Below are 1,674 nucleotides of genomic sequence, written 5' to 3' on the forward strand. Positions count from 1 at the left end.
CACCACCAGGGCACGCAATTCTTTATTGCGATGCCGATTACTGAAAAGTAAAACACCATCTTAATGTCGAAATGAATCAACACTACAAAATTTGGAGCGATACATCGGGTTCGAACCGATGACCTCAACCTTGGCAAGGTTGCGCTCTACCAACTGAGCTAGTATCGCATTTTCATTCTTATTATCTCTTAACTTATCAAACTAAGAGAAAGAATGGAGGCGCCTCCCGGAGTCGAACCGAGGTCCACGGATTTGCAATCCGCTGCATAGCCACTCTGCCAAGGCGCCTTTAATAGTGATTTAAGAGAACAACTCTTTGTTCATCACTCTACTCAAAATGTAGAAGCTAGATAGATGGTGCCCCGGGCCGGACTTGAACCGGCACAGCGCGAACGCCGAGGGATTTTAAATCCCTTGTGTCTACCAATTCCACCACCAGGGCAACGCAATCTTGCGAGGCCGATTACTGAAAAGTAAAAACACCATCTCTCAGCGACCTAAGCCGTGAGAACGAGGTGTACTTTAACGGAAGGAAAAAATTCGTCAACAATAAATTTTATCTTTTAATTCAAGTGATTAATTATCGAACTCAAAAGAATAAATTTAGTGCAGCTTGTACGGTTCTTATACTTGGATTTCTAATTTAAACGGACAAATCACTGACAACCATTGATTCAAATACCAATTGAATGCGGTGATTTTATTGTTTTAAACCAAGCAAATGGCGTTTTCATGTGCTTTTCACATTCAACGATTAGAGTTTGAAGTAACTCTTATTAAGAAGTAAACATGTGAAACCACTAAAACGATATCAATATGAGCGCTATGCCGTTCTTTGTAACCTCGCCTACCCTAGAGTTTTTAAGCAGACTCGCTATGGTTTTGACCCTAATGGACAACGCATCATCAAGAACCAGTTTGGTAAAACCATGATTAGAGTGTTGTGGAGTAGCGACAAAGATGAAGTGGTTGTGGTAATCAAAGGATCGCACAGTATCTCAGATTGGCTACTAACCTTCGCTCTATGGACAAGAAGCTGTAAGAGAATTGGGCTCAATTATCGTGTGCATGCGGGTTTCTACCATCTAATGTTTCAAGAGAGCCAGCCAAGTCGTAATGAAGATAAGCTTGGCTTAACCGTTATTGAGCGCTTGGAAGCCACGCTCACACCTCTCATCGAACAAGGAAAAAGAGTGTCTATTACTGGCCACTCTTCCGGAGGCGCTATCGGTTGTGTCTTCGCTGATTACTTTGATCAAAAGTACCCAGGCTGTATTAAACGAATAGTGACTTTTGGCCAACCCGCCATTGGTGATTGGAGCTTTCGAAAGCACTATCGCATGAGTAAGAAGACCTACCGAATTTGCTGTGACATCGACATCGTGACCTTCATGCCACCGGTTCCTTTGCTCTATTGGCATGTAGGTAAAGTGCTTTGGCTTTATAACGGACGAATCTATGAGAACACTCCTTCATTAATCCGCCTTGGTCGCTCTATCTTTAGTTGGCTGATAAGACCTTTCTCTTACCACTTAATGAGCAAGTATATCCGTAACAAAGATTTCTTTGATAAGCATTGAAATGGGTACGTAGGAAGCTTTTAGCGGGGCCAGAAACGAAAAAACCAGTCACTAGGACTGGTTTTTTCTGAATTATGGAGGCGCCTCCCGGAGT

Annotated in this window: 1 protein-coding gene and 3 tRNA genes; 1 reads left to right on the plus strand and 3 read right to left on the minus strand. The window is 42.7% G+C overall.

The genetic code is table 11. The features are described 5' to 3' along the window. Positions 1-92: 92 nt before the first annotated feature. From AB4503_RS25390 to AB4503_RS25400, 3 genes are all read right to left on the minus strand, one after another. Positions 93-168, minus strand: a tRNA-Gly gene (locus tag AB4503_RS25390). Between the two features lie 46 nt (positions 169-214). Further along, positions 215-288: transfer RNA gene (locus AB4503_RS25395), tRNA-Cys, on the minus strand. Between the two features lie 67 nt (positions 289-355). Beyond that, positions 356-442, minus strand: a tRNA-Leu gene (locus tag AB4503_RS25400). A 349-nt stretch (positions 443-791) separates the two neighbouring features. Here AB4503_RS25400 and AB4503_RS25405 point away from each other — a divergent pair. Then, entirely contained in the window at positions 792-1,580 is a 789-nt protein-coding gene (locus tag AB4503_RS25405; RefSeq protein ID WP_372115913.1) for a lipase family protein, read from the plus strand. Positions 1,581-1,674 lie beyond the last annotated feature (94 nt).

The organism is Vibrio sp. 10N.222.55.B11 (assembly GCF_041473705.1).
In the GTDB taxonomy this organism is placed as follows: Bacteria; Pseudomonadota; Gammaproteobacteria; order Enterobacterales; family Vibrionaceae; genus Vibrio; species Vibrio crassostreae_C.